Below are 22447 nucleotides of genomic sequence, written 5' to 3'. Positions count from 1 at the left end.
CGCGGACCCGTACCGCGCGCCCCGGCACGCTTCGGTGCGGCGGGTACACCGCGGGCTCAGCCGACCACCCGCCCGTACGCCCGCAGGGTCCGCAGCGCCTCGATGGTGACGATCGGCCGCGCCTCCAGCGCCGTACCCGGAGCCCACTGCCGCCAGGTGACCGGCCAGCCGCCGTCCTCCCGCTGCGCCGCCTCCAGACGGTCCAGGGAACGCTCGATCTCCTCCTCGGTGAACCAGCGCCGGGCCAGCGACCGGGGAGTACGGGCGTAGTCGTACGGGAAGTGGTGCTCGCCCGGGGCGTACCCCTCGGAGACCCGGTACTCCCCGATACGGTCCGGATCGAGCACGGCGAGACCCCGCTCCCGTACCAGCCGGCCCAGCCGGTCCGCCGCGACCTCGGCGCGCACCCGGTCGGGCACCCCGTCCAGAAAGGCCACCGCCGCCTCGATCTCGTAGGGATGGGAGTCGGTCAGCGCCTCCACCGCCGCCCAGCAGAAGTCGGTCGCCCGGAAGAGCCAGGCGTGCCAGACCTGGTTGCGGTGGAGCAGGCCGACCACCGGCCCCGTCGACAGCAGCGAGCCCGGCGGATCGTCCAGGACCGGGACGAAGGGGGCGGCCGGATATCCGTGCTGCGCCGGGTGGACGGCGGGGAGCGCGCCCTCCCGGGTGGACACCTCGGTGAAGTAGCGGCACATGCGCTCCATGCGCAGCCCGCTGCACCGGCCGATGGAGTCCAGGACGCGCAGCGCGTGAGCGGTGTGCAGCGGCTGACTCACCGGACCCCGCAGATCCGGTTCGAGGGCGTGGCCGTAGCCGCCGTCGTTCCGGAGGTAGGCGTTCAGGGCGACCTCGACGGCGTCCGCGTCCCCGCCCAGGAAGTGATAGGCGAAACGCCGCTGTTCCAGTACCCGTGCGGTGAGCCAGACGAACCGCTCGGCACGGGAGAGCGGCGACGAGGAGGACGGTACGGGGTCTGCTCCGGTTCCAGCCATGCCCCGACCGTAGGGCGGAAAGTGCTCCCGGCATACGGAACCGGCGGTACCGCTACCCGGGGGCGCGATACTGAAGTCATGCGGTTGACGATTTTCTGGGAACGGATGGCGGATCACTTCGGACCCTCGTACGCGGATTCCTTCGCCCGTGATCATGTGATGGCCGAACTGGGGGGCCGGACGGTGCACGAGGCGCTCGACGCGGGCTGGGAGACCAGGGACGTCTGGCGGGCGGTCTGCACCGCCGTGGGGGTCCCCGCCGACAAGCGGTGACCGGCCCCGCGCCACCGGATCCCGTGCCCCGGGGTACGGGATCCCGCCACCCCGGGTGCGCCGGTGGCCGCCGGCCCGGTCCGCAGAGGCCGCCCCGGCCTGCCCGCCCCGCCCGGCCCCGGTCCGCCCACCACCCCTGACGCGCTTCCACGCCTCCCGGTGCTCTTCGGCCGACAAGGGCGGTTTTCCGGCCAGGCCGATGGTGGGCGAGACTGGCCCCGTGGCTCCGAAGACCGACACAGACGACCGGGACGGCCCGGACAGAACCGACAGGGCCGGTGTGCCCGCCCAGGGCGGCACCCCGGGCACCGGGGAAGCACCCGGGGAGGCCTCCCGGGCCGAGGGGGCAGCGCCCCCGCACACCCCGCCGCCCCCGGCCCCGCCCCACCCCGGCGGGCCCGTGCGCATGCCCCGCTGGCTGCCGCGCGCGATGCTGCTCGCGCTCGCCCTCTACGCCTGTTTCCAGCTCGGCAGCTGGGCCTTCCACCAGCTCATCGGGCTGCTGATCAACATCCTGATCGCGTTCTTCATCGCCCTGGCGATCGAGCCCGCCGTCGGTCGGATGGCCGCCCGGGGCGTGCGCCGGGGGATCGCCACCTTCCTGGTCTTCTTCGGGATCCTGGCCGGGTCCGTCGGCTTCGTGGTCATGCTCGGCTCCATGCTCGCCGACCAGATCGTGACCATGGTCGAGGAGTTCCCCAAGTATCTGGACTCGGTGATCAGCTGGATCAACCAGACGTTCCAGACGGAGCTGTCCCGGGTCGAGGTCCAGGACAGCGTGTTGCGCTCGGACTGGCTCAAGAACTATGTCGAGGACAGCGCCACCGGGGTGCTCGATGTCTCGGCCACCGTCCTCGGCGGCCTCTTCCGGGTGCTGACGATATTCCTCTTCTCGTTCTACTTCGCCGCCGACGGGCCCCGGCTGCGGCGGACGATCTGCTCCGTCCTGCCCCCGGCCAAGCAGGCCGAGGTGCTGCGGGCATGGGAGATCGCGGTCGACAAGACCGGCGGATACATCTACTCGCGCGGTCTGATGGCGCTGATCTCCGGTGTGGCCCACTACATCCTGCTGGAGTCCCTGGGGGTGCCCTACGCCCCGGCGCTGGCCGTCTGGGTGGGGCTCGTCTCGCAGTTCATCCCGACGATCGGCACCTATCTGGCGGGCGCGCTGCCGATGCTGATCGCCTTCACCGTGGATCCCTGGTACGCCCTGTGGGTGCTCGGCTTCGTGGTGATCTACCAGCAGTTCGAGAACTATGTCCTCCAGCCCAAGCTCACCGCGCGGACGGTCGACATCCACCCGGCCGTGGCCTTCGGCTCGGTCATCGCGGGTACGGCGCTGATGGGCGCGGTCGGCGCGCTGATCGCGATTCCGGCGGTCGCGACGCTCCAGGCGTTCCTGGGGGCCTATGTGCGGCGCTACGACGTGACCGACGACCCGAGGGTCCACGGGCACCGGCGGCGCGGGCGCGGCCGTCTGCTGGGGCGGGCCCGGGAGACGCTCGGCAAGGGACGCGCGGTGCTCGTACGGGGAGGCCCCGGCCGGTCCCGGGCCGCCGATCCCGCCGATCCCGCCTGATCCACACATACGCCGGACCGCTCATGGGCCGGGGAGCCCCCGTCCACGACAGCCGTGGGCGGGGGCTTCCGCATGCCGGGCGGTCCCCCCCCGGCCGGGCGGGACGGGCCTCGGTGGCCGGGCGGTCGCGGGGCCGGTCTCAGACCCGGGCGACGAGGACCATCGCGGCCAGCAGCAGACCGAGGGCGCCGAGCCCGGCACAGCCCGCCCGGCCGCCGTGCCGGGCCGCGAAGACGCCGATCAGGGTGGTGATCACGGTGATCGGCACCGCGAAGTCCCGGATCGCCAGCAGGACGCCCTCAAGGCGCACCGACCGCACGCCGTCCTGGCAGGAGCCGCAGGCGACGGCGAGCAGGGGGCCGATCAGGAAGACGGCCAGACCGGCGAGGAGCACGGCTCCGGCGAGGAACATCCGCAGGGCGGTGTCGGCGCCGGCTGAGGACCCGTCCGGTCCGTCCGATCCATCAGGTCTGTCCGGTCCGTCCGGTCCGTGGGGCCGCCGCTCCGGGCCTGCGGGCCCCTCCGGCCCCGCCGTGTGCCCTCCGGGGCCTGCGGCGGGCTCTGCGGGCCCGGTGGACGGCTTCATGGGCACGGTGGCGGGCTTCGCTGGAGCGACGGAGGGGCCGGACGGGGCTGCGGACGGGGCTGCTGGTGTGACGGAGGGGTCGGCGGAGGGGTCGGCGGGGCTGCTGTTCTCCATGTCCGGGACGGTACGGACCCGGCCTCCCCTCCCGTATCCGCTGTCGTACTCAGACGTGTGGGCGAGGCCCCGCCCGCGACCCGGGCGGCACGCCGGTGGGTCGCTTGACACGAAAATCGAACATCCATTCTCATGGGGTGGTCCGGCCCAGGTGTGGCCGGGGTTTTCCACAGGCCGGCAGGGACGGCGGGCCCATTGTCAGTGGCAGGGGTTAGCGTCTTTGACGTGAAGCGATCGACACAAGCAAATCGGGTGGAACCCATGGCAGGAACCGACCGCGAGAAGGCGCTCGACGCCGCGCTCGCACAGATTGAACGGCAATTCGGCAAGGGCGCGGTGATGCGCCTGGGCGAGCGGCCGAACGAGCCGATCGAAGTGATCCCCACCGGCTCGACCGCGCTCGACGTCGCCCTCGGCGTCGGCGGTCTGCCGCGCGGCAGGGTGGTGGAGATCTACGGCCCGGAGTCCTCCGGCAAGACGACCCTGACCCTGCACGCCGTGGCCAACGCGCAGAAGGCGGGCGGCCAGGTCGCCTTCGTGGACGCCGAGCACGCCCTCGACCCCGAGTACGCCAAGAAGCTCGGCGTCGACATCGACAATCTGATCCTGTCGCAGCCGGACAACGGCGAGCAGGCGCTGGAGATCGTCGACATGCTCGTCCGCTCCGGGGCGCTCGACCTCATCGTGATCGACTCCGTCGCCGCGCTGGTGCCGCGTGCGGAGATCGAGGGCGAGATGGGCGACTCCCACGTGGGTCTCCAGGCCCGGCTGATGAGCCAGGCCCTGCGGAAGATCACCAGCGCGCTGAACCAGTCCAAGACCACCGCGATCTTCATCAACCAGCTCCGCGAGAAGATCGGTGTGATGTTCGGCTCGCCGGAGACCACGACCGGTGGCCGCGCGCTCAAGTTCTACGCCTCGGTCCGGATCGACATCCGCCGGATCGAGACCCTGAAGGACGGCACCGACGCCGTGGGCAACCGCACCCGCTGCAAGGTGGTGAAGAACAAGGTCGCGCCGCCCTTCAAGCAGGCCGAGTTCGACATCCTCTACGGCCACGGCATCAGCCGTGAGGGCGGCCTGATCGACATGGGCGTGGAGCACGGCTTCGTCCGCAAGGCCGGTGCCTGGTACACCTACGAGGGCGACCAGCTGGGCCAGGGCAAGGAGAACGCCCGTAACTTCCTGAAGGACAACCCCGGTCTCGCCGATGAGATCGAGAAGAAGATCAAGGACAAGCTGGGCGTCGGGGTCAGGCCGGAGACCCCGAGTGCCGAGCCGGGTCCGGACGCCTCGGCTGCCGTGCCCGCCGATGAGCAGGCCAAGGCGGCGGCGACCGCCCCGGCCGCCAAGTCCCGGGCGGCCAAGTCGGCGGCCAAGAGCTAGCCGATCGTGTCTCTGTCATCCGAGAGGCGATCGGAAGGACCGGGCGGCGGCTCCGGCTCGTCGAGGGCCGAGCGGGAGTCGCTGCCCCGGGACCCGGCCGAGCGGGCGCGGGCGATCTGTCTGCGCCTGCTCACCGGCACCCCGAGGACCCGCCATCAGCTCGCGGACGCGCTCCGGCGGCGGGAGATCCCGGACGAGGTGGCCGAGGAGGTGCTCGCCCGCTTCGAGGACGTCGGGCTCATCGACGACGCCGCCTTCGCCGGGGCCTGGGTGGAGTCCCGCCATCACGGCCGGGGCCTCGCCCGCCGGGCGCTCGCCCGGGAGCTGCGGACCAAGGGGGTGGACGCGGCCGTGATCGACAGCGCGGTCGGCCGGCTCGACCCCGAGCGGGAGGAGGAGACCGCCCGGGAGCTGGTCGCCCGCAAGCTCCGGTCCACCCGGGGCCTCGACCGCGACCGCCGGATACGCCGCCTGGCCGGGATGCTGGCCCGCAAGGGGTACGGGGAGGGGCTGGCCCTGCGGGTGGTGCGCCAGGCGCTGGAGGAGGAGGGCGAGGAGCTGGAGGGCCTGGGCGAGGACTTCTGAGGCTGCCGAGAATTCCGGTGCCTCGGGTCCCTCGGGTGCCTCCGGTGCCTCCGAGGTCCCGGGCGGCCCAGGGCCGGGGGGCTCAGCCGTCCACCGGCGGCCCCGTCTCCACCGGCAGTCCTGCCGCCCGCCATGCCTGAAAACCGCCGATCAGATCCGTCGCCCGGTGCAGTCCCAGCCGGCGCAGGGACTCCGCTGCCAGGGAGGAGGCGTAACCCTCATTGCAGATGACCACGACCCGCAGATCATGACCGACCGCCTCCGGTGCGCGGTGGCTGCCCTGGGGATCCAGCCGCCACTCCAGTTCATTGCGCTCCACGACCAGGGCGCCGGGGATCAGACCGTCCCGGTCCCGCAGCGCCGCATAGCGGGTGTCCACCAGCAGCGCGCCCTCCGCCGCCTCGCGGAAGGCCCGCTCCGGGCCCACCCGGTCCAGTCCCTCGCGTACCCGCTCCAACAATTCGTCCACACCGATCGGCTTCCCGGCTTCCCCGGCCTCCGGGGTCGGCCCGGGGGTGTTCTCCTCGGTCATCGCCAGTCCTCCGGAAGCTCCACCTGCTCCAGCCGGAGCACCGCGCCGTTCCGGCTGAACCGCCGGATCAGCGGCAGCGGCGGATAGTAGGCGTGCACCGAGACGGCGTGCCCGGTGGTGGATTCGTTCAGCACCTCGTGCACATGGTGGGTGCCGAAGGCCCGGCCCTGACCCGGGGTGAGGCGGCGCTCCCGGTCCACCCCCTCGTGCAGTTCCAGGGAGACCCAGCCGCTGGAGGGGAGCCGCACCGCGAGGGAGCGCTCCGTCAGCTCACCGGCGGCGGTGGCGAAGGCGCCCAGTGACTCGGCGTGGTCGTGCCAGCCCGTCCCCGTCCCGGGCGGCCAGCCGATGAGCCATGCCTCGCTGCCGCCCGGCCCCTCCAGCCGTACCCAGGTGCGTTCGTCGGGGGAGAGGGGGAGGGAGGCGATGAGTTCCTCGTCGGCGGCGGCGCGCCGGACGAAGTCCAGCAGCTCGGCCGAGGTGACCGCCCACGCGGCCCGCTCCGGGGCCGGGACGGTGCCGGATGACAGCGGGGCCCCGGCGGGCTGCGTGCCGGAAACGCCGGAGGCGTCAGAAGGCCCGGAGGAACCGGAGGGCCCGGACGGAACGGGAGATTCGGGCCGTCCGGAAAGGGGAGGTGGGAGCAGAGCAGTGTTCCGGGCAGGGCGAGATGGCGCCTGGGACATGGGAACCGTCCTGGAGTTCGCGAAGGACGCGCGGGGGCACAGCGTGCCGGGGCGCGGAGGAGAAGGAGGCGAATTCAGCAGGAGGGACGACACACGCCGCCCGCATAGCGGAGGAGGTCCATATGGACCCTCCGCCACAGGCGCACATCGGTGCCGGTCATAGCGTGAGTATGACCGGGCTGCCGATGAGCGGTCAATTGATGTCCGCGGTACGGTCGCTGGGGGCCGTGGAGGGCTCGCCGCCCCGGGCCGCGTCGGCCGCTGCGTACAGCTCCTCGGGCCGTACCCCCGCGAATGAGCCGATCAGATGCCCATCGGGCCTGACCAGCAGCACAGTATGGGCCGCTGCGCCCGGGTACCCCTCGGTCACCAGGAGTTCGGCGCGGAACGGGAGCCCGCCCACCGCCTCCGCCAGTCGTGGCATCAGCCCGGCGCTCTGCCAGTGCCGCTGGTCCCACACCCCGGTGCCCGGTGCCACCAGGAGCACCAGCAGTCGGCCGCGCCCCAGCCGGTCCCGCAGCCGGGCGGTGGTGCCGTCGGGCGCGGTCACCCGTACATCGGTGATCTGCGCGCCCAGCGGCGTATCGAGGACGACCTGGGCCGGGGCGCACTCCGGTCCCAGGGGGGAGTAGGCGTGCACCGGCGCGGCGCCGAGCTGACCGAGCCCCAGATGGCCATCGGTCAGCAGGGTGTCCTGGCCGCGCCCCGCGCCCGGGAGACGGCTGCGCACCCCGCCCTGCCGGGCCGTGAGGCCCTGGTCGGCGGCGCGCAGCCGGGCCGCGAGGGCCGTGCGGCGCTCGGACTGATAGCTGTCCAGAAGGGGTTCGGAGGCTCCTTGGTGCCAGTCGTACGCCAGTTTCCACGCCAGGTTCTCGGCGTCCCGCAGCCCTTCGTCGAGGGCCTGGGTGCCGAGCGCGCCCAGCAGATGGGCGGCGTCCCCCGCGAGAAAGGCGCGTCCCACCCGCCAGCTCCGGGCGAGCCGGTGGTGGGCGGTGTGCACGCCGGTGTCGATCAGGTCGTACGGGGGTGTCTCGCCGCACCATCCGGCGAGGGTGTCCCGGATCCGGGCGACCAGGGTGTCGGGGGTGACCAGTTCGCCCTGGGGCGGCAGCAGCCAGTCGAGCCGCCAGAGCCCGCCGGGCAGCGGCCGGGCGGTGATCTCCTCGCCGCCGGAGCGCCAGGGCGGTCTGCGGTGCAGTACCGCCTCGCCGGGCCAGGGCAGTTCGGCGCGGAGGGTGGCGACCGCGTACCGTTCCACCGCCGTACGGCCGGGGAAGCGGATGCCGAGCAGCTTGCGGACGGTGGAGCGGGAGCCGTCGCAGCCCACCACATGGCTGCCGCGCCACCAGGTGGCCCCGGGGCCGCGGGTGTGCACGGTGACCCCGGCGCCGTCCTGCTCCAGCGAGTCGACATGGCTCCCGGTGACCAGCTTGATGAGATGTCGCTTCGCGACGGCCGCGCGCAGTCCGTGTGCCAGGGCGTGCTGGGGGATGTGCAGCGGAGCCGGGACAGCGGTCGCGTCCAGGGCCGGTGCCGCCGCGTCGGTCGGCGGGTCCGTCAGCTCCAGCCGTCGTACGGGCTGTTTGCGCCGGAGTGTGCGCCAGGCGGTCCAGCGGATGCCTTCGTCACGGAGCGTCGTACAGCCGAGCCGGGCGGCCATCCGCGCGGTGTCATGGCGCAGGACGACCGTACGGGCGGGGCGGGGCTCCTCGCGGCCGTCGGTCTCGTCCAGGACGACCGTGGGAACGCCCTGCTGGGCGAGGGCGAGGGCGAGGGCGAGCCCCACCGGGCCGGCGCCGACGACGATCACCGGGTCCACGACGGGACCCCCCGGCCTCGCAGGGGTGCGGGGGGCAGGCCGGAAGCCGTGGTGGTAGCCCGGTGTGTGATCACAGAACGTATGCAACCGACTGGGGGTGCCTGCGTCAAGTGACGGGTGGGTGGCATGGCGTGCGGGCGCCCGTGGGGCCGGGGCACGGGTTCCCGGGGGATGCCGCCGGTGGTACGGGGGCGCGCGGAGCGGTGGGCCGGGGTCGTACCGGAGGCGGGGTCATGGCCGAGGAGGCCCGGTCGTGTCCCGGGCCGGGACATGGTCAGGGAGGGGCGGTGGCGCCGCCGCGCCACCGCCCCTCCCTGGTCTGAGGGGACCGCCGGATCAGGTCCCGGCGGCCGCGCCCGCGTCGACGGTCTTGAGGTCGACGACGGCGCCCGTGCTCTTCTTCCCCCGGCGTATCCGGCCTTCGATCCAGCTCGCGAAGGAGGTGAGGGCGAAGTTCACCAGGATGAAGATCAACGCGATCACGGTGAGCGCCGCGATGGTGTTGGCCCCGTAGTTGGCCGTGATGGGGCGGAACTGGTAGAGCAGCTCGTTGAAGCCGAGCATCGCGCCGCCGAGCGCGGTGTCCTTCACGATGACCACGAGCTGGCTGACCAGCGCGGGGAGCATCGCGGTGACCGCCTGTGGCAGCAGGACATGGGCCATGGTCTGGCTCTTGCGCATCCCGATCGCCTTGGCGGCGTCCGTCTGTCCCTGCGGCAGCGAGAGGATGCCCGCCCGGACGATCTCGGCGATCACGGAGGCGTTGTAGAGGACCAGGCCGGTGATGACGGCGTACATCGGCCGGATATCCGACTCCAGGTCGGTGAACTGCACAAACGCCTGGTAGGCGAAGACCATCAGCAGCAGCACCGGCAGGGCCCGGAAGAACTCGACCACGGCACCGACGGGCACCCGGATCCAGGCGTGGTCGGAGAGCCGGCCGATACCGAGGACGGCGCCGAGCGGCAGGGCGATGAGGACGGAGATCGCGGCGGCCTTCAGCGTCTCCCAGAGCCCGGGGAGAAGGAAGGTGGTCCAGACCTGGGAGTCCTGGACGAACGGGCTCCACTTCTCCGAGGTGAGCTGCTCCTTGTCGGCCATGACGTCCAGGACCCACCAGGCCGCCCCAGTGGCCACGACGAGGAAGACCACGGTGTAGAGGATATTGCGCCGCTTGGCCCGGGGGCCGGGGGCGTCGTAGAGCACGGAGGTCATCGCTTCACCGCCACACGCTTGGAGACCCAGCCGAGCAGCAGACCGGTCGGCAGGGTGAGGACGACGAAACCGAAGGCGAAGACGGCGAAGACGGCGAGGAGCGCGTCGGCTTCGTTCTCGATCATTTCTCGCATCAGCAGGGCCGCCTCGGCGACTCCGATCGCCGCGGCCACCGTGGTGTTCTTGGTGAGGGCGATCAGGACGTTCGCCAGCGGGGCGACCACCGAGCGGAACGCCTGCGGCAGGACTATGAGGGTCAGCACCTGGAAGAAGCTCAGCCCGAGTGCCCGGGCCGCCTCCGCCTGGCCTACGGGGACGGTGTTGATGCCGGAGCGCAGCGCTTCACAGACGAAGGTGCCGGTGTAGGCGGCGAGTCCGAGGACCGCCATCCGGAAGCCGATGTCCTCGGAGCGTTCGGCGCCGAGGGTGAAGCCCAGGGTCTGGTTGAGGGCGAGGGAGCAGGCGACGATCACGACGGTCAGCGGGGTGTTCCGCATGACATTGACATAGCCGGTGCCGAAGGCCCGCATCAGGGGCACGGGGCCGACCCGCATGCCGGCCAGCACGGTTCCCCAGACGAGGGAGCCGATGGCCGAGTAGATGGCGAGCTGGGTCGTCACCCAGAACGCGCCGAGCAGGTCGTACTGCCCAGAATCAAGGAAGTCGAACACGATGACCCGCGATCTCTCCTGGTTGGATCGTGGCGCGTGCCGCCGGCCGGGGCCGGCGGCACGTCACCGCTGGCCTCAGCTGGTCTCGGTGATCTCCGGCGCGGGCTCGTTCTTGTAGTTCGAGGAGCCGAAGTTCTTCTTGACGAACTCGTCCCAGGAGTTGTCCTTCTTCATCTTCTCCAGGGCCTTGTTGATCTTGTCCCGAAGCTCCTTGTCGCCCTTCTTCAGGCCGATGCCGTAGGGCTCGTTGCTGAGCTTCAGGCCGAGGAGCTTGAACTTGCCGGTGTGCTCCTTCTGCGTGGCGTAGCCCGCGAGGACGGCGTCGTCCGTGGTCAGGGCGTCGACGGCCTTGTTCTCCAGGCCGGTCAGGCACTCGGAGTAGCCGCCGTACGTCTTGAGGTCGGCGTCGGGGGCCAGGTTGTCCTTGACGTTCTGCGCCGGGGTGGAGCCGGTGACCGAGCACAGCTTCTTGCTGTTGAGGTCGGTGGCCTTGGTGATGGAGTTGTCGTCGGCGCGGACCATCAGGTCCTGGTGCGCGAGGAAGTACGGGCCGGCGAAGTCGACCTCGGCCTTGCGCTTGTCGTTGATGGTGTAGCTGGCTACGACGAAGTCGACGTCACCGTTGCGGATCAGGGTCTCGCGGTCGGCGCTGGGGGCCTGCTTCCACTCGATGTCCTTGGCGTCGTAGCCGAGTTCCTTGGCGACATAGGTGGCCACATCGATATCGAAGCCGGTGTATTTGCCGTCGGTGGTCTTCAGGCCGATGCCGGGCTGGTCGAACTTGATGCCGATGGTGATCTTCTTGTCGTCGCTGCCGGAGTCGCCGCCACAGGCGGTGAGGGTCAGCGAGAGGGCCAGACCGGTGGCGATGGCCAGCGATGCCTTGCGGAGCTTCATGGAGAACATCCCTCGTGTCGTGATGGGGTCGGTCGTCAGTGGTGCAGGATCTTCGACAGGAAGTCCTTCGCCCGGTCACTGCGCGGGTTGTTGAAGAACTCCTCGGGCGTGGCCTCTTCGACGATCCTGCCGTCGGCCATGAAGACCACCCGGTTGGCGGCGGAGCGGGCGAAGCCCATCTCATGGGTGACGACCACCATCGTCATCCCGTCCCGGGCGAGCTGCTGCATGACCTCCAGGACCTCGTTGATCATCTCCGGGTCGAGCGCGGAGGTGGGCTCGTCGAACAGGATGACCTTGGGATCCATGGCCAACGCACGGGCGATGGCCACGCGTTGCTGCTGACCGCCGGAGAGCTGGGCCGGGTACTTGTCGCACTGGGAACCGACGCCGACCCGGTCGAGCAGCTTGCGTGCCTGCTGCTCGGCGAGGGGCTTCTCCTTGCGCCGGACCTTGATCTGGCCCAGCATCACGTTCTCCAGCACCGTCTTGTGCGCGAAGAGGTTGAACGACTGGAAGACCATGCCGACATCGGCGCGGAGCCGGGCCAGCTCCTTGCCCTCCTGGGGGAGGGGTTTGCCGTCGATCGAGATGTCCCCCGAGTCGATGGTCTCCAGCCGGTTGATGGTGCGGCACAGGGTGGACTTACCGGACCCGGAGGGTCCGATGACGACCACGACCTCACCCCGGGCGATGGTCAGGTCGATGTCCTGGAGCACATGCAGCGCGCCGAAGTGTTTGTTCACCCCGCTCAGCACGACCAGGTCGCCCGCTGCCGGGGTCGCGTCACCGTGCCCCTTGGTCTTGGCTACTTGGCTCATCGGCTTCTTGCTCCGTCCTCCTCGGTTGGGAGGACAGTAGTGAGGGGGTCCGACGAGCGTCATTACATCTGAGCGGAAATTGAGCATAACGATATGGCTTCGGATGCGCACTATGCGTGATGAGGGTGACGAATGGCGTACCGGGTGGATAACGGAAGCCCCCCGTCGGGTGACATCCTCTTGACGCACTGGCCGGGAATCAGCCTTGATGCCCTGTGCGTGTGACGAGCCCCTGGGCGGGCAGCACACAGGAGTGCGGCATCCGCGGACCGCCGCACACCGCACGACGGCCCCGGTGGGAACACCGGGGGCCCGGCCCCGCCACCATGGGACCGGGCGCGGGACACCTGCCGGTCCCGCGCCGGACGCCCACCCGGCACCGACCGCCACCGGGCCGGCCGGTGACCGAAACGACCGACCACCGAGACAGCTGACGAACCGCGCGGCTGACGACCGAGACAGAAGAACCGAGGGGGCCATGAGACTGCTGCTCGTCGAGGACGACGACCATGTCGCCGCCGCCCTGTCGGCGATCCTGGCCCGGCACGGCTTCCAGGTGGTGCACGCCCGTAACGGCGAGGAGGCGCTGCGCGCGGTGCTCCCCGCCACCTACCCCGGACTGCCCCCGTTCGGGGTGATCCTGCTCGACCTCGGCCTCCCCGACCAGGACGGCTACCAGGTCTGCGGACGGCTGCGGAAGCTCACCACCACCCCGGTGATCATGGTCACCGCCCGCTCCGACGTACGCTCCCGGATCCACGGCCTCAACCTCGGCGCCGACGACTACGTGGTCAAGCCGTACGACACCGGTGAGCTGCTGGCCCGTATCCACGCCGTGAGCCGGCGGGGCACCGGCGGCGACGACGGGACCGGCGCCTCCGACGACGCCCTGCGCCTGGGCGCCATGACCGTCGAACTGCCCACCCGCCGGGTCAGCGTCGACGGCACCGAAGTCCAGCTCACCCGCAAGGAGTTCGACCTCCTCGCTCTCCTCGCCCAGCGCCCCGGGGTCGTCTTCCGCCGGGAGCAGATCATCAGCGAGGTCTGGCGCACCAACTGGGAGGGGACCGGCCGCACCCTGGAGGTCCATGTGGCCTCCCTCCGGTCCAAGCTGCGCATGCCCACGCTGATCGAGACCGTCCGGGGCGTCGGCTACCGGCTCGTCGCGCCGACCGACTGATCGGATCCCGTGCGCACCCGGCTCCTCCCCCTGCTCATCGTCCTGCTCGCGGGCGTTCTGCTGGCCCTCGGTCTCCCGCTCGCCGCGAGCCTCGCCGCGGCCCAGCAGCAGCGCGTCGTCGTGGACCGGATCGACGACACCGTCCGTTTCGCGGCCATCGCCCAGTTCGTCGGCGCGTCGGGGGAGTCCGGCGAGTCCGAGGAGCGGCAGTCCGTGCTCCAGCTCCAGCTCAACCGCTACTGGTCCACCTATGGCATCAAGGCCGGTGTCTTCCGCCGGGACCGGAGCGTCATGGCCCGCTCACCCGAGGGCTGGTCCCTCCCCCGCCCGCACGAGCGGTGGGTGAGCGGCGTCCCCGGCGAGCACGGCAGGGCCTTCGACGAGGCGCTCTCCGGACGGCGCAGCCAGGACCCCCCGCAGGTGTGGCCCTGGCAGCGCGGCAAACGCCTGATCGTCGCCTCGCCCGTGGTCCGGGACGGGGATGTCGTCGCCGTCGTCCTCACCGACTCGCCCACCGACGGGCTGCGCTCCCGGATCCTGGAGGGCTGGCTGCTGATAGCCGCCGGGGAGGCGGCGGCGATGCTGCTCGCCGTGGGCGCCGCCGTCCGGCTCACCGGCTGGGTGCTGCTCCCGGTCCGCGTCCTCGACGCGGCCACCCACGACATCGCGACCGGTCGGCTCAACTCCCGGGTCGCCGCGGCCGGCGGCCCGCCGGAACTGCGCCGGCTCGCCCGCTCCTTCAACGAGATGGCCGACAACGTCGAACAGGTGCTGGAGCAGCAGCGGGCCTTTGTCGCGGACGCCTCCCACCAGCTGCGCAATCCCCTCGCCGCGCTGCTGCTCCGCATCGAGCTGCTGGCGCTCGAACTCCCCGAGGACAACGAGGAGATCGCGTCCGTCCGTACCGAGGGCAAGCGTCTCACCCAGGTCCTCGACGACCTGCTCGATCTGGCGCTCGCCGAGCACGCGTCGGCGACGCTCGAACTGATCGACATCGGGGAGCTGGCCGCCGAACGGGTCGCCTCCTGGCGTCCGGTCGCCGACGCCAAGGGGGTACGGCTGACCGGGCCGAACACGGCGGTCAGCGCCTGGTGCGACCCGATCGGTCTCTCCAGCGCCCTGGACGCGGTGATCGACAACGCGCTGAAGTTCACCCCCGGCGGCGAGGAGGTCACCGTGTCCGTGGGCGCCCGGGGCCGGGTCTGCACCGTGGTGGTCGCCGACCGGGGGCCGGGGCTGACCGACGAGGAGCTGTCCCGGGTCGGTGACCGCTTCTGGCGCAGCGGGCGCCATCAGAACGTCAAGGGGTCGGGGCTGGGGCTGTCGATCTCCCGCGCGCTGCTGTCGGCGGGCGGGGGCACCATCGCGTACGACCATCACCCGCCGCGGGGGCTCAAGGTGACGGTCAGCGTGCCCCGGACCGCCTGCTGAGCACCTTTCCCGGCCGTCCGGTCCTCCCGGGGGAGCCGGCTGTTCGATCCTCCCGGGGGAGCCGGGCGCCGGATCCTCCCGGGGGAGTGGTCAGGGCTTCTCCGAGATGTAGTACCGCTGGGCACCCCGGTGCAGCTCCAGCGGGTCGGTGTAGATCGCCGTCCGCAGATCCACCCGCTGGGCGGCGTGGACCTTGTCGCCGATACGGTCCCGGCTTCTGATCACCGTCCGGGTGAACCCCTCCACCAGGTCCTTCTCCATGCGATCGGTGGTCACCAGCAGATTCGCCACCGCCATGGTGGGTACGGGTGCGTCGTTCCCGTCGTGGTCGTACGCGTCCGTCGGCACCACGGCCTGACGGTAGTGACCGGTGGGGCCGGTGGTGGCGTGGATCGTGTCCACCAGTTTCGGGCGGAGCGGGACCAGCCGGATGGGTGTCCGCCGGGACAGATCCGTGATCGCCGTGGTCGGCAGTCCGCCGGACCAGAAGAAGGCGTCCATCCGCCCCTGCTCCAGCAGCCGGGGGACCGTGTCGATGCCCTCGGGGACGGCGGTGATGTCCTTCGCCGGGTTGATCCCGGCGGCCTCCAGCAGCCGCTCGGTGACCAGCCGGACCCCGGAGCGCTCCTGGCCTATGCCCACGGTGAGACCGCGCAGGTCCCCGATCTCCTTGACCCGCGAGTCCCCGGGCACCACCAGCTGGATGTAGTCGTCGTAGAGCCGGGCGCAGCCGCGCAGCCGGTCCGCCTGCGGTCCGCCGTCCTGCTGGTACTTGGCGACGGCGTCGGCGGTGGCGATGGTGAAGTGCGCGCCGCCGTTCGCGACCCGGGCGATGTTCTCCTTCGACCCGGCGCTGTCCCTGAGGGTCACCCTGACCTCGGGCAGGTCACGGCCCAGCTCCGCCTTGAGCAGCGAGCCGTACCGCTCGTACACACCGCTGGGCAGTCCGGTGCTGAAGGTGACCGCGCCGCGCGGGCCGGGCTCCTCCAGGGGGAGCAGCCACCACAGCAGCAGACCGGAGACCACGAGGAGTGCGGCGGCCGCCCGCGCGGCCCGGCGGCGGCCGATTCGGGACATGGCCTGGAACATGCGGGTGATCCTGCCAGGCGGGCGCGGTCGCTGACCAGACCGGGGCCGGGTCTCCGTGCGCGCACGGACGGCGACCGTACGGGAGAGCACCCGCCCGCCTGCTGTTCCCGCAGGTCGGAGGCGTTTCGGTGGTCCGCTCCCGGGTGGATGTGCGGGAGCTGTCCCCGCCACCGCCTACCCTTGTCCCATGACCAGCAGTGACCGGAGCCAGGCAGTGGACGTTCAGCGCAGTTATGAGATCCGCACCTATGGGTGTCAGATGAACGTCCATGACTCCGAGCGGCTGTCCGGACTCCTGGAGGACGCGGGCTACGTCCGCGCCCCCAAGGACGCCGACGGCGACGCCGATGTCGTCGTCTTCAACACCTGCGCCGTCCGGGAGAACGCCGACAACAAGCTGTACGGCAATCTTGGCCGGCTCGCCCCGATGAAGACCCGGCGCCCCGGTATGCAGATCGCCGTCGGCGGCTGTCTGGCCCAGAAGGACCGCGACACCATCGTCGACCGCGCCCCCTGGGTGGATGTCGTCTTCGGTACGCACAACATCGGCAAGCTGCCGGTCCTGCTGGAGCGCGCCCGGGTGCAGGAGGAGGCCCAGGTCGAGATCGCGGAGTCGCTGGAGGCCTTCCCCTCCACGCTGCCCACGCGCCGTGAGTCCGCCTATGCCGCCTGGGTGTCGATCTCCGTCGGCTGCAACAACACCTGCACCTTCTGTATCGTGCCCGCGCTGCGGGGCAAGGAGAAGGACCGGCGGCCCGGCGACATCCTCGCGGAGATCGAGGCGCTGGTCGGCGAGGGCGTCTCCGAGATCACCCTGCTCGGGCAGAACGTCAACGCGTACGGCTCCGACATCGGCGACCGGGAGGCGTTCAGCAAGCTGCTGCGCGCCTGCGGGCGGATCGAGGGGCTGGAGCGGGTCCGGTTCACCTCCCCGCACCCCCGTGACTTCACCGATGACGTGATCGCCGCCATGGCCGAGACGCCGAATGTGATGCCGCAGCTCCATATGCCCCTTCAGTCCGGTTCGGACACGGTGCTCCGGGCGATGCGCCGTTCCTACCGGCAGGACCGGTTCCTGGGGATCATCCACAAGGTGCGTGAGGCGATCCCGCACGCGGCGATCTCCACCGACATCATCGTGGGCTTCCCCGGCGAGACCGAGGAGGACTTCGAGCAGACGCTGCACACGGTCCGCGAGGCCCGGTTCGCCAACGCCTTCACCTTCCAGTACTCCAAGCGTCCCGGCACCCCCGCCGCGACCATGGAGGGGCAGATCCCCAAGGCGGTCGTCCAGGCGCGTTACGAGCGGCTGGTCGCCCTCCAGGAGGAGATCTCCTGGTCCGAGAACAAGAAGCAGGTCGGCCGGACCCTGGACGTCATGGTCGCCGAGGGCGAGGGCCGCAAGGACGGCACCACCCACCGGCTGTCCGGGCGCGCCCCGGACAACCGCCTGGTCCACTTCACCAAGCCGGACGAGGAGGTGCGCCCCGGCGATGTGGTCACCGTGGAGATCACCTACGCGGCTCCGCACCACCTCCTGGCCGAGGGGCCGGTGACGGGCGTGCGGCGCACCCGGTCGGGCGACGCCTGGCAGAAGCGCCGGGACGGGGCGGCGCCCAAGCCCGCCGGGGTGCTGCTCGGGCTGCCCAAGATCGGCGTGCCGGAGCCGCTTCCGGTGGCCGCGGCGCCCGCCTGCGGGCTGGGCTGACCGCGTCCGGCGGCTCCCTCCCGGGTCCCGCCTGAGCCCTTGTCCGGGTTCCGGTGGGACGGGTTAGGCTGCCGATCATGCTTGTCGCCGCCGCCGTCTGCCCCTGTCCGCCGCTGCTCGTGCCCGAGGTCGCCGCAGGTGCCGCGCCCGAACTGGACGCGGCCCGGGAGGCGTGCGCCGACGCCGTGGGGGTGCTGGCCGCCGCCCGGCCCGATCTGCTGATCGTGGTGGGACCCGTGGAGCCCGGGGCGGACGGGGTGTACCCCGCCGGTACCCCCGGTTCGTTCCGGGGTTTCGGCGTGGATCTCGCGGTACGCCTCGGGGCCGGACCGGCCGACCGGCAGCCGGAGCGGGAGCTTCCGTACTCCCTGGCCGTCGGCGCCTGGCTGCTCGGCCGGGCGCGCTGGGACGCCTGCCCGGTGGAGGGCCTCGGCGTCACGGCGGAGCTGGCGCCGGACGCGGCCCTGGAGCTGGGCCGGCGGGCCGGGGCGCGTGCCCCGAGGGTCGCCGTCCTCGCGATGGGCGACGGCAGCGCCTGCCGCACCCTCAAGGCCCCCGGCTATCTCGACGCGCGCGCCGAGGGCTTCGACGCGGACGCCGCACGGGCGCTGGGCGCCGCCGACATCGACGCGCTGAAGTCGCTCGACCCCGCCCTGGCGCGGCAGCTCCAGGCGGCGGGACGGGCCCCCTGGCAGGTCCTGGCGGGCGCGGCGGAGGACACGGGCAAGGCGGGACGGCTGCTCCACGAGGACGCCCCGTACGGCGTCGGCTACCTCGTCGCCACCTGGACCTGACCCTCCCGGCCCCCGGAGCCGCCCACGGGCCCCTGAGCCCCCCGCTGTACGCCCTTGCGAGGCACCGGGGGTGTACGGGTACGCCGGGGCGCACGGCCGTCCGCCTGGAGGGGGTTGCTGTACGAGGGCGTGCCCGGCCGCTCCCGTGACCGCGGGGGCGGCTCCGCCGCCTGTGCCCTCGGCGAGCAGCCACCGCCCTGAGCGTCGGGCCACCCGCTCCGCGAGGCACCCGGGGCGTACCCGTACACCCGGGGCATCCGCCGGGCGCCGGCACTCCGGGGGATCCATCGCGGCCGAGTGGGCCGTGTTCCGTGGCTGTCCTCGGGCACCGGCGGCTGCCCCGGTGCCCGAGTCCGGTCCCCTCCCGAGGGCGCTCCCCGTCGTGGTCCCGCACCCCCGGGAGGGCGGTACGAGCCCCAGCCCTCCCGGAGGGCAGACGGCGGACGGGCCCCGCGCCGGGGCGGCGCCGGCGGGCCCCCCCGACCCGGAAATCAGGCCCCACCCCCTCGTGCCCCCCCCCCCCCGGGTGGGCGTAACCCCCCCCCCCCCCCCCGGCGGCCAGCCGGCGGCGGGCCGCGGAGCGAGGGCTCCGCGGCCGTCCGGCCGATCCGCTGAAAGGCGCCTCAGGAGGCGGGAGGCGCGGGCGGCGGCGGGGTACCGCCGTCGTCCTTGTGCGCGATGCGGTCCAGGGCCTCCTTGGCCTTGCCCGTGCCCGTCTGGATCCTGTCGCTGTACTTGCCCTTGGTACGGGCGTCCACCGCGTGAGCGGCCTTGTCCAAGCCCTGCTCGATCTTGCCCCCGTGCTGCTGTGCCAGGTCGGAGACCTTCTCCTTGGCCGGGGCGAGCTTGGCCTTCAGTGTGTCCATGAGACCCATGGGGCACCTTTCGTCGTGGGACTACTGGCGGGCGCCCTCACCGGCCTCACGGTCCGCCGCGTCCCCGGACGACTGCTGGCGCGGGATCTCCACACCTTCGGCGGCGGTCTCCGCCCCCTCGGCCTTCACGGCCTCGGTGGCGGCTTCCTCCGCCGGTCCGGCCGCCTTCACGGCGGCCCCGTCCTTCGGCGCCTCGGTCTCGCTGGTGGTACCGGCTGCGGGCTCCACCTCCAGGCTATCGGTGGTCTTCTCGGCGGCCGGTGCCGCCGGTTCCGGGGCATCGCCCTTGGACCGACCGAACAAGCGTGCAAAAACACCCATATCTACTCCATAGCGTACTCGTCCGAGAGGCCGCCGCGCCGCGTCACGCGGCCACCCGCAGCGTCTCGTCACCGCGCTGGGGGCACACCGGCCGGAAAACCGGCGTTCGGAACCTCGCAACAGGCAACGACCCCTCCGCCGTGGCGTCACCTCGCTCGTTCGGGGTATCCCGCCGGATTTGCGAGACTGGGGCGGTGAGAAGCACCGCTCCCGCACCGCGGGTCATCGCCGTCGTCGGCCCCACCGCCGCCGGAAAGTCCGACCTGGGCGTCTTCCTCGCCCGGCAGCTGGGCGGGGAGGTCGTCAACGCCGACTCCATGCAGCTGTACCGGGGGATGGACATCGGCACCGCCAAACTGACGACGGCCGAGCGCGGTGGCGTCCCGCACCATCTGCTGGACATCTGGGACATCACCGAGGCCGCGAGCGTCGCCGAGTACCAGCGGCTCGCGCGCGCCGAGATCGACCGGCTGCTCGCCGCCGGCCGGGTCCCCGTCCTCGTCGGCGGCTCCGGGCTCTATGTGCGCGGCGCGGTCGACGCGCTGGAGTTCCCCGGCACCGACCCGGTGATCCGGGCCCGTCTGGAGGCCGAGCTGGCGGAGCTGGGCCCCGGCGTGCTGCACTCCCGGCTGGCCGACGCCGACCCGGGGGCCGCGCACGCGATCCTCCCCGGCAACGGCCGCCGGATCGTCCGCGCCCTCGAAGTGATCGAGATCACCGGCAAGCCCTTCACCGCCAATCTGCCCGGTCACGAGAGCGTCTACGACACCGTGCAGATCGGTGTCGACGTGGCCCGCCCCGAACTGGACGAGCGCATCGCGCTGCGGGTGGACCGGATGTGGAGCGACGGCCTCGTCGACGAGGTACGGACCCTGGAGGCGCAGGGGTTGCGCGAGGGGCTCACGGCGTCACGCGCCCTGGGCTACCAGCAGATTCTTCGTTCACTGGCGGGCGAGTACTCCGAACAGCAGGCGCGCGAGGAGACCGTGCGCGCCACCAAACGCTTCGCGCGCCGTCAGGATTCATGGTTCAGAAGGGACCCCCGGGTGCATTGGCTCAGTGGTGCCGAGGCCGACCGCGGGGAACTTCCCGCACGGGCCCTGGCGTTGATCGAAGGGGCCGTCGCCGCCTGAATCATCGAACGGGCGGTTACAGCCTGATCACGTGATGGCATCGGGACGTCCCGCCCGTCATGGGGGCGCCCCGGACCGTGCCATCATCGAGCGACGATCGACTGTGGAGTCCTAGTGGGGAGGGCACGTGGCGATGGAGGCCGGCCCTCACGACACCGACCAGCAGCGGCGGGACGCGCTGAGCCCCGCACCCGGGCTCAGCCCGGACGGGCCCGACGCGCCCGATGATCCCGGTGTGATCTCCGGCGAGGTCGAGGTCGAGCTGCGGCCCGCCCGCCGGCTCCGGGTCTGGCAGCTCGCCCCCATCGTGATGCTGGCGGTGACCGGCTCCCTGATGTTCGGCTTCCCGCTCGCCTTCGGCACCGGCGGGGGCGGCCCCGTGATCGCCATGCTCGGCCTGCTGATCGGCTGCTGCGCGGCGGGGTGGGGCGTCATGGCCGCCCGCAGGGTCGGCCACACCTGGCCCGGTCTGCCCCCGCGCGGCTCGGGGGAGCGGCCCGACTGGCGGGTCCTCCTGCTGTACGCGGTGGTGGTCGCGGTGGTCGTCGGGCTCGCCGTCTGGCGGGTGGCCCGGCTCCGCTGAGCCCTGTCCGGGTGCTCTGTCCCGGAGGTCGCCCCCGGAACCCGGCCCCGGTGCCGGGCCCGGCGCCCGGTCCGCCCCGGGCCTGTGGACAACGCGCCCGTCCCCGTACGCCGCTCGTACCATGGACGACGTGAGCATCCCACCGGCCGCGCAGCCCTCCCCAGCCTCTCCCGTCCCCTTCCTCAAGGGCCACGGCACCGAGAACGACTTCGTGATCGTCCCCGACCCGGCGAACGCGCTCGACCTGACCCCGGAGACCGTCGCCCGGCTCTGCGACCGCCGGGCCGGCATCGGCGCCGACGGGGTGCTCCATGTGGTCCGGTCCGAGGCCCACCCCGAGGCCCGCGCCCTGGCCGACCGCGCCGAGTGGTTCATGGACTACCGCAACGCCGACGGCTCCGTCGCCGAGATGTGCGGCAATGGCGTCCGGGTCTTCGCCCGCTACCTCCAGTACGCGGGACACACCGGCGCCGGGGATCTGGCCGTGGCCACCCGGGGCGGCGTCAAGCGGGTCCACATCGCCAAGGCTCCCGCCGCAGGAGCCCCGGGCGCTCCCGGTGCCCCGGGTCTTCCCGGCGCCGACGAGGGCGACATCACCGTCCTCATGGGCCGCGCCGCCCTCCCCGAGGAGACCGTCACCGTCTCCGTCGGCGGCCGTCAGTGGCCCACCACCCATGTGAACATGGGCAATCCGCACGCGGTCGCCTTCGTGGACGACCTCGACCACGCCGGTGACCTGTACACCGAGCCCGCCTGGGCCCCGTCCGCCGTCTATCCCGACGGGGTGAACGTGGAGTTCGTCGCCGACCGGGGCGAGCGCCATGTCGCCCTCCGGGTCCATGAGCGCGGCTCCGGCGAGACCCGCTCCTGCGGTACGGGCGCCTGCGCGGTGGCCGTCGCCACCGCCCGCCGGGACGGAGTGGACCCGGCGGTCACCGGCACCCCCGTCACCTACACCGTCGACCTCCCCGGCGGACGTCTGGTGATCACCGAGCGCCCCGACGGCGAGGTCGAGATGACCGGACCGGCCGTGATCGTCGCCGAGGGACATATCTCACCGGACCTGTTCGCACCATCCCAAAACGCTGCACGATAGAGCTTCGCTCGAATGGGTGATCCGTTTCACGCTCGGCGAGAGGCGGACTGCTCCACGTGGTGGGCTCGATAGCATCAAGGA

General features: G+C 72.0%; 23 protein-coding genes. 11 read left to right on the top strand and 12 right to left on the bottom strand.

Features of this window, described 5'->3' with window-relative positions:
- Positions 1–56: 56 nt before the first annotated feature.
- The gene (locus tag ABT354_RS21015; RefSeq protein WP_351495934.1) at positions 57–992 is read right to left on the bottom strand and encodes a hypothetical protein; all 936 of its coding nucleotides are present in this window, start codon (positions 990–992) and stop codon (positions 57–59) included.
- 78 nt (positions 993–1070) lie between these two features.
- Here ABT354_RS21015 and ABT354_RS21010 point away from each other — a divergent pair, with 78 nt between their 5' ends.
- Both ABT354_RS21010 and ABT354_RS21005 read left to right on the top strand, forming a co-directional pair.
- On the top strand, positions 1071–1265 hold the full coding sequence (locus tag ABT354_RS21010; protein ID WP_351495932.1) for a DUF3046 domain-containing protein: 195 nt from the start codon (positions 1071–1073) through the stop codon (positions 1263–1265).
- A gap of 406 nt (positions 1266–1671) precedes the next feature.
- Positions 1672–2844 (top strand): AI-2E family transporter, encoded by a 1173-nt coding sequence (locus ABT354_RS21005; protein ID WP_351495987.1) that lies wholly within the window; start codon positions 1672–1674, stop codon positions 2842–2844.
- Positions 2845–2983: 139 nt separating this feature from the next.
- On the opposite strand, the gene ABT354_RS21000 is transcribed toward ABT354_RS21005, so the two are convergent.
- Entirely contained in the window at positions 2984–3544 is a 561-nt protein-coding gene (locus ABT354_RS21000) for a hypothetical protein (RefSeq protein WP_351495930.1), read from the bottom strand.
- Positions 3545–3805: 261 nt separating this feature from the next.
- On the opposite strand from ABT354_RS21000, the gene recA reads away from it, so the two are divergent.
- Both recA and recX read left to right on the top strand, forming a co-directional pair.
- A complete protein-coding gene (gene recA, locus ABT354_RS20995) occupies positions 3806–4930 on the top strand; it encodes a recombinase RecA (RefSeq protein WP_351495927.1) in 1125 nt (374 codons plus the stop codon).
- A 6-nt stretch (positions 4931–4936) separates the two neighbouring features.
- Entirely contained in the window at positions 4937–5515 is a 579-nt protein-coding gene (gene recX / locus ABT354_RS20990) for a recombination regulator RecX (protein ID WP_502983456.1), read from the top strand.
- Positions 5516–5597: 82 nt separating this feature from the next.
- On the opposite strand, the gene ABT354_RS20985 is transcribed toward recX, so the two are convergent.
- From ABT354_RS20985 to ABT354_RS20955, 7 genes are all read right to left on the bottom strand, one after another.
- Positions 5598–6047 (bottom strand): rhodanese-like domain-containing protein, encoded by a 450-nt coding sequence (locus ABT354_RS20985; RefSeq protein WP_351495925.1) that lies wholly within the window; start codon positions 6045–6047, stop codon positions 5598–5600.
- Positions 6044–6577, bottom strand: coding sequence for a cupin domain-containing protein (locus tag ABT354_RS20980; RefSeq protein WP_502983459.1), 534 nt, complete (start codon positions 6575–6577; stop codon positions 6044–6046). Before ABT354_RS20980 ends, ABT354_RS20985 begins: the two co-directional genes overlap by 4 nt.
- Before the next feature lie 349 nt (positions 6578–6926).
- Complete coding sequence (locus tag ABT354_RS20975) at positions 6927–8552, bottom strand: FAD-dependent monooxygenase (RefSeq protein ID WP_351495921.1); 1626 nt, start codon at positions 8550–8552, stop codon at positions 6927–6929.
- Between the two features lie 336 nt (positions 8553–8888).
- Complete coding sequence (locus ABT354_RS20970; protein ID WP_351495918.1) at positions 8889–9767, bottom strand: amino acid ABC transporter permease; 879 nt, start codon at positions 9765–9767, stop codon at positions 8889–8891.
- Entirely contained in the window at positions 9764–10438 is a 675-nt protein-coding gene (locus ABT354_RS20965) for an amino acid ABC transporter permease (RefSeq protein WP_351495916.1), read from the bottom strand. Before ABT354_RS20965 ends, ABT354_RS20970 begins: the two co-directional genes overlap by 4 nt.
- A 75-nt stretch (positions 10439–10513) precedes the next feature.
- Positions 10514–11335 (bottom strand): glutamate ABC transporter substrate-binding protein, encoded by an 822-nt coding sequence (locus tag ABT354_RS20960; protein ID WP_351495914.1) that lies wholly within the window; start codon positions 11333–11335, stop codon positions 10514–10516.
- A 35-nt stretch (positions 11336–11370) separates the two neighbouring features.
- Complete coding sequence (locus ABT354_RS20955) at positions 11371–12156, bottom strand: amino acid ABC transporter ATP-binding protein (RefSeq protein WP_351495912.1); 786 nt, start codon at positions 12154–12156, stop codon at positions 11371–11373.
- A 478-nt stretch (positions 12157–12634) separates the two neighbouring features.
- On the opposite strand from ABT354_RS20955, the gene ABT354_RS20950 reads away from it, so the two are divergent.
- The gene (locus ABT354_RS20950) at positions 12635–13336 is read left to right on the top strand and encodes a response regulator transcription factor (protein WP_351495910.1); all 702 of its coding nucleotides are present in this window, start codon (positions 12635–12637) and stop codon (positions 13334–13336) included.
- Positions 13337–13345: 9 nt separating this feature from the next.
- Positions 13346–14767 carry a sensor histidine kinase gene (locus ABT354_RS20945; RefSeq protein WP_351495908.1) on the top strand — a complete coding sequence of 474 codons (1422 nt, stop codon included), beginning with the start codon at positions 13346–13348 and terminating at the stop codon, positions 14765–14767.
- Between the two features lie 90 nt (positions 14768–14857).
- Here ABT354_RS20945 and ABT354_RS20940 read toward each other — a convergent pair whose 3' ends face one another.
- The gene (locus ABT354_RS20940) at positions 14858–15856 is read right to left on the bottom strand and encodes a TAXI family TRAP transporter solute-binding subunit (protein ID WP_351495906.1); all 999 of its coding nucleotides are present in this window, start codon (positions 15854–15856) and stop codon (positions 14858–14860) included.
- 187 nt (positions 15857–16043) lie between these two features.
- Here ABT354_RS20940 and miaB point away from each other — a divergent pair, with 187 nt between their 5' ends.
- Both miaB and ABT354_RS20930 read left to right on the top strand, forming a co-directional pair.
- Positions 16044–17564, top strand: coding sequence for a tRNA (N6-isopentenyl adenosine(37)-C2)-methylthiotransferase MiaB (miaB, locus tag ABT354_RS20935; RefSeq protein WP_351495903.1), 1521 nt, complete (start codon positions 16044–16046; stop codon positions 17562–17564).
- Positions 17565–17641: 77 nt separating this feature from the next.
- Positions 17642–18358 (top strand): class III extradiol dioxygenase subunit B-like domain-containing protein, encoded by a 717-nt coding sequence (locus ABT354_RS20930; RefSeq protein WP_351495901.1) that lies wholly within the window; start codon positions 17642–17644, stop codon positions 18356–18358.
- A 623-nt stretch (positions 18359–18981) separates the two neighbouring features.
- Here the strand turns inward: ABT354_RS20930 and ABT354_RS20925 are convergent.
- Both ABT354_RS20925 and ABT354_RS20920 read right to left on the bottom strand, forming a co-directional pair.
- Positions 18982–19233: an antitoxin gene (locus tag ABT354_RS20925; RefSeq protein ID WP_351495899.1), complete on the bottom strand. Its 252-nt coding sequence runs from the start codon at positions 19231–19233 to the stop codon at positions 18982–18984.
- Positions 19234–19254: 21 nt separating this feature from the next.
- Positions 19255–19554 (bottom strand): hypothetical protein, encoded by a 300-nt coding sequence (locus ABT354_RS20920; RefSeq protein WP_351495897.1) that lies wholly within the window; start codon positions 19552–19554, stop codon positions 19255–19257.
- Between the two features lie 194 nt (positions 19555–19748).
- Between ABT354_RS20920 and miaA the strand changes: the two genes are divergently transcribed.
- The 3 genes from miaA to dapF all read left to right on the top strand — a co-directional run bounded on the left by miaA (position 19749) and on the right by dapF (position 22366).
- Entirely contained in the window at positions 19749–20687 is a 939-nt protein-coding gene (gene miaA / locus ABT354_RS20915) for a tRNA (adenosine(37)-N6)-dimethylallyltransferase MiaA (protein WP_351495895.1), read from the top strand.
- Positions 20688–20820: 133 nt separating this feature from the next.
- A complete protein-coding gene (locus ABT354_RS20910) occupies positions 20821–21270 on the top strand; it encodes a hypothetical protein (protein ID WP_351495983.1) in 450 nt (149 codons plus the stop codon).
- 121 nt (positions 21271–21391) lie between these two features.
- Entirely contained in the window at positions 21392–22366 is a 975-nt protein-coding gene (dapF, locus tag ABT354_RS20905) for a diaminopimelate epimerase (RefSeq protein WP_351495893.1), read from the top strand.
- Positions 22367–22447: the final 81 nt, after the last annotated feature.

This window comes from Streptomyces sp. NPDC000594 (assembly GCF_040299965.1).
In the GTDB taxonomy this organism is placed as follows: domain Bacteria; phylum Actinomycetota; class Actinomycetes; order Streptomycetales; family Streptomycetaceae; genus Streptomyces.
Note: the sequence above shows the minus strand (reverse complement) of the source record. Positions and strands in the feature narration are given on the sequence as shown.

Coding starts and splice junctions, on each gene's coding strand:
- miaB (WP_351495903.1), top strand. CDS start 16,044: ATGACCAGCAGTGACCGGAGCCAGGCAGTGGACGTTCAGCGCAGTTAT.
- ABT354_RS20940 (WP_351495906.1), bottom strand. CDS start 15,856: ATGTTCCAGGCCATGTCCCGAATCGGCCGCCGCCGGGCCGCGCGGGCG.
- ABT354_RS20950 (WP_351495910.1), top strand. CDS start 12,635: ATGAGACTGCTGCTCGTCGAGGACGACGACCATGTCGCCGCCGCCCTG.
- ABT354_RS21010 (WP_351495932.1), top strand. CDS start 1,071: ATGCGGTTGACGATTTTCTGGGAACGGATGGCGGATCACTTCGGACCC.
- ABT354_RS20960 (WP_351495914.1), bottom strand. CDS start 11,335: ATGAAGCTCCGCAAGGCATCGCTGGCCATCGCCACCGGTCTGGCCCTC.
- ABT354_RS20985 (WP_351495925.1), bottom strand. CDS start 6,047: ATGACCGAGGAGAACACCCCCGGGCCGACCCCGGAGGCCGGGGAAGCC.
- ABT354_RS21005 (WP_351495987.1), top strand. CDS start 1,672: ATGCCCCGCTGGCTGCCGCGCGCGATGCTGCTCGCGCTCGCCCTCTAC.
- ABT354_RS20910 (WP_351495983.1), top strand. CDS start 20,821: ATGGAGGCCGGCCCTCACGACACCGACCAGCAGCGGCGGGACGCGCTG.
- ABT354_RS20970 (WP_351495918.1), bottom strand. CDS start 9,767: ATGACCTCCGTGCTCTACGACGCCCCCGGCCCCCGGGCCAAGCGGCGC.
- recA (WP_351495927.1), top strand. CDS start 3,806: ATGGCAGGAACCGACCGCGAGAAGGCGCTCGACGCCGCGCTCGCACAG.
- ABT354_RS20955 (WP_351495912.1), bottom strand. CDS start 12,156: ATGAGCCAAGTAGCCAAGACCAAGGGGCACGGTGACGCGACCCCGGCA.
- dapF (WP_351495893.1), top strand. CDS start 21,392: ATGGACGACGTGAGCATCCCACCGGCCGCGCAGCCCTCCCCAGCCTCT.
- ABT354_RS21000 (WP_351495930.1), bottom strand. CDS start 3,544: ATGGAGAACAGCAGCCCCGCCGACCCCTCCGCCGACCCCTCCGTCACA.
- ABT354_RS20930 (WP_351495901.1), top strand. CDS start 17,642: ATGCTTGTCGCCGCCGCCGTCTGCCCCTGTCCGCCGCTGCTCGTGCCC.
- ABT354_RS20925 (WP_351495899.1), bottom strand. CDS start 19,233: ATGGGTCTCATGGACACACTGAAGGCCAAGCTCGCCCCGGCCAAGGAG.
- ABT354_RS21015 (WP_351495934.1), bottom strand. CDS start 992: ATGGCTGGAACCGGAGCAGACCCCGTACCGTCCTCCTCGTCGCCGCTC.
- ABT354_RS20920 (WP_351495897.1), bottom strand. CDS start 19,554: ATGGGTGTTTTTGCACGCTTGTTCGGTCGGTCCAAGGGCGATGCCCCG.